Annotated in this window: 4 protein-coding genes; 3 read left to right on the top strand and 1 reads right to left on the bottom strand. The window is 70.9% G+C overall.

Annotation, left to right across the window (positions count from 1 at the left end; genetic code table 11):
- The first annotated feature begins 294 nt into the window (after nt 1–294).
- Both ABD116_RS34040 and ABD116_RS34035 read left to right on the top strand, forming a co-directional pair.
- On the top strand, nt 295–1,173 hold the full coding sequence (locus tag ABD116_RS34040) for an NADase-type glycan-binding domain-containing protein (RefSeq protein ID WP_343980068.1): 879 nt from the start codon (nt 295–297) through the stop codon (nt 1,171–1,173).
- Between the two features lie 19 nt (nt 1,174–1,192).
- A complete protein-coding gene (locus ABD116_RS34035; protein ID WP_343980065.1) occupies nt 1,193–1,738 on the top strand; it encodes a phage tail protein I in 546 nt (181 codons plus the stop codon).
- Here the strand turns inward: ABD116_RS34035 and ABD116_RS34030 are convergent.
- Nucleotides 1,722–4,271, bottom strand: a complete 2,550-nt coding sequence (locus tag ABD116_RS34030) for a choice-of-anchor D domain-containing protein (RefSeq protein WP_343980062.1) — start codon at nt 4,269–4,271, stop codon at nt 1,722–1,724. The two genes, ABD116_RS34035 and ABD116_RS34030, sit on opposite strands and share 17 nt — an antisense overlap.
- Nucleotides 4,272–4,441: 170 nt before the next feature.
- Here ABD116_RS34030 and ABD116_RS34025 point away from each other — a divergent pair, with 170 nt between their 5' ends.
- On the top strand, nt 4,442–5,380 hold the full coding sequence (locus ABD116_RS34025; protein ID WP_343980059.1) for a COG1470 family protein: 939 nt from the start codon (nt 4,442–4,444) through the stop codon (nt 5,378–5,380).
- Nucleotides 5,381–5,397 lie beyond the last annotated feature (17 nt).

Here is a 5,397-nt window from a genome sequence, read left to right as displayed (position 1 = left end):
CCCCCGCCAGGTCGAACCCCGCCGCCACCACCAGCAGGCGCCGCGCCGCCTCCACCGCCCCCACCGCCCGCACCGCCGAGCGCTGCGCCGCCCCCACCGCCGAGCGCCACGCCCGTGCCTCCACCACCTACGAGCATTGCGCCCGTGTCAACAAGCGCTGCTCACCTGCCTACTAGCGCAGTGCCCCCGCCTCCACCTCCCAGCCCTCTGTCGTCCGCGCCGCCTCCTCCGGGCGGTGCGCCACCACCGCCTGCCCTTGCAGCGCCTCCTCCGACACCGGCAAATGCTGCGGCGGTGAAGCTGGTTGCGCCGGTTGTCGAGGAAGAGCCGGAGGAAGTGGTGCCGCAGGTGGTGAAGGCGCGGCCGGGGCCGGTGCGCCGCGTGGCGCCCAGTAGCAAGCCGCGGCCGGGGGAGTTGATCTGCGGAGAGTGTGGGGAGGGCAACGACCCCGCGCGGAAGTTCTGCCGGCGGTGTGGGAACTCACTGGCTGAGGCTGAGGTCGTCAAGGTGCGATGGTGGCGGCGGCTTCGGCTGCGTCGCAGGCCGCGGGTGCTCGCGGCCGGCAGCCGCCCGGCTCGGCCCGGCGACGGCAAGGGACGGCGTGCCTACCAGTCGACGCTGCGGCGGGTGCGCGCCGGGATCGGCGTACTGATTCTCGGATTCGGTCTGCTGGCCGGGTTCTATCCACCAGCGCGCACCCTGGTCACCCAGCAGGTCGGCAATGTCAAGCAGAAGATCCGCGGTGTGGCGGACACCGCCCTGACGCCGATCAGACCGGTCTCGGTGCAGGGCCCCAGAGGATCCACCGGCCACCCACCGAAGGCGGCGTTCGACACCTTCAAGAACACCTCGTGGATCACGGCGTGGAACGAGAAGTCCCCACCGCGGCTGACCGTGCAACTCGACCATCCGGTCGCCTTGCGGAAGGTGATCGTCTCCACCGGCGACTCGACGGACTACGCCGGCCACATCCGTCCCGCGCTGCTCGAGTTCGCCTACTCCAACGAGAAGTCCGATCTGGTGCAGCTCAAGGACACCCCAGGCCCCCAACAGGTTGCCCTTCGCAACGCTGTCGGCGTCAGCTCGATCACGGTCAAGGTGCTCAACGTCTACCCGGCGCCTGACGTCAAGACTCTCGCTCTGACCGAGATCGAGCTCTTCGGAATCGGCTGAAGCCGCAAGGAGGACCATCATGCGCGGAGCAACCACCGGCCTCGGTACGCCGTACCCGCTGGGCTCACTGCTGCCCGCCGTATTCCAGGAGGACCCGCTCCTGATGCGCTTCACCGCGGCGATCGACGAAGTACTCGCTCCCGCGATCAGCACGCTGGACTGCCTGACGGCGTACGTCGATCCGGCTCTGGCCCCGCCCGACTACCTCGGCTGGCTGGCTGGTTGGGTCGGGGTCGAACTGGACGAGAACTGGCCGGTCGCCCAGCAGCGGGCCGAGATCGCACGAGCAGTGACCGCGCACCGTCGCCGGGGCACCGTCGACGGACTGCGCCAGCAGCTCGAGTTGGTCACCGGCGGCGAGGTGGAGGTCAGCGACACCGGCGGAACCACTTGGTCGACCGCGCCTGTCGATGGTCCGAGCGACCGGGTCGTACCGAAGGTGACCGTGGTAGTGACCGGCAGCCGGGTGAGCCGGACAGCGGTGGATGCCGCAGTCGACGCGGCGAAGCCGGCTCACGTCCTCCACGAGGTGCAGATCGTGCAACCGGTCAACGACGCGACGTGAACCCAGGGGGTTGATAGCTCCCGGGCACGAGCAGCACCGGCGCCTGGGCCCGGACCAACGTCCCCCCGACACTCGCCAGCACAGGCCAGGTACCGGTGCTTGTTTGCGGGAAGACCACCAAGGCAGCGGAGAACGTGCCGTCCGGCTGGGCGACGGTGTTCAGAAGCAACCGGGTTCCGGGCGTGGTCAGCGTGAGTGTGACGGCCTTGCCCGGCGGGAAGTTCTGCCCGGTCACCGACGCCACGCGGTTCATCCGGACCACACCAGGATTCACCTGGAGAACAGGTTGAATCGCCGTACTCCGCAACGCGATCAACCGGCTATAAGCCGGATCGGCCGTGGTGATGGCCAGTACGCCGACCCGTTGCCCGCTGTTCTGCGGCGTCGCCGCCATGACGATCGAGCAGCTCGCGCCGGGCGCCAGCGTGCCGGAACAGGTGTTGGCACTGATGGCGAAGTCGCCGATCGTGAAGCGAGGCCCTTCGAGAACGCCGACCGAGACCACCGTGATCGCGACGGTGGCCGCATTGCGCACCTGCACGGTCTGCGGGGGAAGCGTCACTAGCGCCGGCCGCGAGCCGCCGAAGTCCAGCGGATCGGGACTCACCACCAACTGCCCGGACGGCCCCTGCGTCGGCGGCTCGGGTGGTCCAGGCGGCCCCGGCGGCTCGAGCACCGGGAATTCGATGCCTTCAGCAACCAATTGGACCTCGTCCGGTACCTCGCCCGGCCGGCCGATCCGCAGGATCGCCTGTTTCACTCCGGCGGCCGTCGGTGTGAACGACACCGCGACGCTGCAGGTCTCGCCGGGGTTGAGGGTCGCCCCACCGCAGTTCTCCGCCCCGGTCAGCGAGAAGTCCGAGGCGTCCGGCCCCGCCAAGCTCAACCCCTCGATCAGCAACGGCCCGAAGCCGCTGTGCCGCAGGACGACCGTCCGTCCGACCGACGCGCCGAGCTCGACCGGCCCGAAGTCGGTCGTCGACTTTTCGATCCGGGGCTGAAGGACCCGGGCGAAGACGGCTCCCACGCAGCACGGATCAGGCAGCAGATCGTCGCCCGCCGAGCTGAAGACGACGACGGATCCGTTCGCGGCCAGCCGTGGCGAGCCGCTCGGCCCCGTCGCAGGGCAGACCATCCCGGCGCAGTCCGGATCCGCCGCCGGCGAGCCGAGTTCGCCCGCCAGCCGGGGCAAACCGGCCTGCTCCCGGCCGGCATCGAGGACGAGATCCCGCAGTACGACGGCCTGCCGGCCGGTGCCCTGCGCATCGTCGTGCATGCCGTCCGCCGAGCTCGCGAACGCCAAGTAGCGCCCGTCACTCGAGAGCGCCGGAGTCAGCCCCTCCTGCTCCTGCCCCTCGATGTCACGCGAGGCGATCGACGCCGCGACCGGTACGCCGGGGGCCGGGCCGAGCGTGCCCGTGGCGGCTGGATCGCGATCGACGACGACCGCCACCATCGGCCCGCTCACACCGAGCCGATGCTCGTAGGCGATGAATCTGCCCGTGCCAGAGATGGACGGGAGGTCCGCCTTTCCGGAGTACTCGCCGCTCGGCAGGACGTCGACCCGGCTGGTCTGTCCCGTACCCGGTGCGAAGACCTCGATCGTCTGCGAGCCGTCCGGGCAGATCAGCGCCGTCTCGCAGTCGTCGGTGGCGAAGGCCACCTGCTGTCCGTTCGCGGAGACTTGCGGAGACGTGTGTCCGACGTCTTCGAGTGAGCTGCGCAGGAAGGTGTCCGGCCGCGGTGCCGCGATCCGTCCGGCGACGTCCTTGATCAGCCGGGCGACGACCAGGGTGCTGCGGGTGGTGAAGGGCGGCTGTTCGAGCCAGGCGATCACGCCGGCGTCCGCGGACAGGCTCGGCTCGGTTCCGCCGGTCGGTCCGTTGCCGGTCGGCGGCCGGCCGACGTACAGATAGAGGTAGTCCATCGTGCCGTTCGGGCGTTGCTCGTCGAAGGTACCGTCGCCGTCGGGATCGCGATCACACAGGACGACCCGGCCACCAGTGGCCGGGTAGCCGTCCTGGAGGTTGGTCGCCTCGCTCGCGAAGGCGATGTACCGACCGTTGGCGGACAGCGTCGGGTGCCGGCTGTCGGCGTTGCCCCCTTCCTCCAGAGGCGCGGCCGCGCGGCGTGGAGCGGAGTTGCCCCGCGAAAAGGTGAGCGAGGTCATCGGCAGGCCGCGGCTGATCAGGATGGTCCGGCCGGGCGCGCGCCGGTCCCGGACGTAGACATTGCTCGGCGGGTTCGCGGTCGGCCGCACGGCCGGGTCCAGCGCGGCCCGCGACTCGAAGGCGATCTGCTGCCCGTCGGCCGAGATCGCGGGCGCGCTCGCGGCGCCGACGGAATCGTTGCTGTCAGCACCTACTGAGACGACTTCGGTATGACCCGGCGACACCGCCCCGGCCGGCGGGAGCAGCGTCGCACTCAACCCGGCGGTGGCGGCGAGCAGCGCGCCCACCAGGACCACGCGGGGCACTCGTCGCTCGCGGTCGGCCAGGACCGGGCGGGGCAGTCGTCCCTTGCGTCGGCTCACGGCTCTCCCCTCGGCGGCTCTCCGATCGTAGGATCGGCGACCGGCCGCGAGCTGCCCGATGGCGGTAGCCAACGGGCCGCCCGGGCAGCCCGATCGGGCAGAAATCGTGTCGCTTCGGGTTAACCGCTTGACGCTGCCCGGCAGCCCGGCGCCACGTCACTGTGAACGGCATGGCAGCCACGGTGTCCTTGTCGACGGATTCGATCGAGCTCGTGCCGGGAGAGACCGGTGGGTGCGAGGTCAGTGTCACCAACACGGGAAGTCTGGTCGATCAGTTCTCGATCAGTCTGGTCGGCGTCCGCGAGGACTGGGTGACGGTCGAGCCGGCCACCCTCAATCTGATGCCGGCCGCCAGCGCGACCGCGACCGTGACGTTCGCGCCACCCCGGTCGCCGGAACTGGTCGCGGGCCGGCATCCGTTCGGGGTCCGGGTCGGCTCGCGGGAGGATCCCCGGGCCTCGGTGGTCGAGGAAGGCGCGGTCGAGGTCGCGCCCTTCCAGGAGATCGTCACCGAGCTGGTTCCCGGCCGGCGCCGGGCGGCCCGCCGGGCGAAGTTCAAGCTGGCCGTCGACAACCTCGGCAACAGCGAGGTGGTGGTCGGTGTCAGCCTGCGCGACCCCGACGACGAACTCCGGCTGGAGACCAGCCGGCAGGCGATCACGACAGCGCCGGGTACGGCGACGATCGTCAAGCTGCGGGCGACTCCGCACCGCCGGTTCTGGCGCGGCCAGCCGAAGATGCTGCCGTTCGAGGTGGTCGCGACTCCCGTCGGGGAGGAGCCGATCCGGACCAGTGGCGTGGTTCAGCAGGAGCAGCTGATGCCGAAGTGGCTCCTGCCTGCCCTTGCCGCGGCGGTGGTCGTGGTGGTCGCAGCGGCCGCGGCGTGGTTCGCGTTGCTGAAGCCCGCCGTGGAGTCCGTCGCGACCGAGCAGACACAGCAACAGGTCGCCAAGGCCGAGAACGCCGCTTCGCGGGCCAGCGGCGCGGCCGACAAGGCGACCGCGGCGGCGACGGTGGCGCAGCGGGCCGCCGGGATCGGCCCGTCGCCGACACCAGGTGGCGCGGCGTCGGCGGCCGGGCTGACACCGTGCTGGGCGAGGTCCGTGTAGAGCGCCGCCATGCCCTT

This window comes from Kribbella koreensis (assembly GCF_039525325.1).
Lineage (GTDB): Bacteria > Actinomycetota > Actinomycetes > Propionibacteriales > Kribbellaceae > Kribbella > Kribbella koreensis.
This window is presented reverse-complemented; position numbering and strand designations above follow the sequence as displayed.

Coding starts and splice junctions, on each gene's coding strand:
- ABD116_RS34035 (WP_343980065.1), top strand. CDS start 1,193: ATGCGCGGAGCAACCACCGGCCTCGGTACGCCGTACCCGCTGGGCTCA.
- ABD116_RS34025 (WP_343980059.1), top strand. CDS start 4,442: ATGGCAGCCACGGTGTCCTTGTCGACGGATTCGATCGAGCTCGTGCCG.